The following is a 480-nucleotide window of genomic DNA, read 5'->3' as shown; positions in this document are numbered from 1 at the left end:
TTGTTTTGCAAGAAGTTCATGACTTCATTACTTGGTCTTTCGGGTTTTTGACTGGCACCAACTAAGGCAATTGTTTCAACTGAGTTGAGTAGATCTATCAACTGGTTGTGGTTAAATTGTGTTTTGATAAGGTTCACCAATGCGTCTGATACGGGAATTAAAGTCGTAAAAAATAAGCGCTAAGATGCTTCGACAAGGCCTTAAGTCATGCTAACATCTCAGCTCCTACAATATGTCATCGCGATACCTCATGCCAGCAAAATTTGTTCATCTCAAGTTACATACTGAATTCTCCCTTACCAACGGTTTGGTAAGGATCAAACCGCTGATTAAACAGTTGGTCGATGAGGAGTTTCCGGCGGTCGCGATCACTGATCAATCTAACCTGTGTGCACTCGTCAAGTTCTATAAGTCTACGCGCGGTTCTGGTATCAAACCGATCGCCGGGGTTGATATTTGGCTCGAAAACGAAAGTGAGCC

Annotated in this window: 2 protein-coding genes; one reads left to right on the top strand and one right to left on the bottom strand. The window is 42.9% G+C overall.

Annotated features, from left to right (window positions below):
- A partial coding sequence (locus A3757_RS28060) for a CoA-binding protein (RefSeq protein ID WP_369819536.1) occupies positions 1 to 137 on the bottom strand: 137 nt, incomplete at its 3' end.
- Positions 138 to 250: 113 nt separating this feature from the next.
- Here A3757_RS28060 and A3757_RS05960 point away from each other — a divergent pair.
- The coding region (locus tag A3757_RS05960; RefSeq protein WP_156506212.1) for a PHP domain-containing protein at positions 251 to 480 on the top strand (230 nt) is incomplete at its 3' end.

The sequence above is a fragment of the Oleiphilus sp. HI0117 genome (assembly GCF_001635235.1).
Note: the sequence above shows the minus strand (reverse complement) of the source record. Positions and strands in the feature narration are given on the sequence as shown.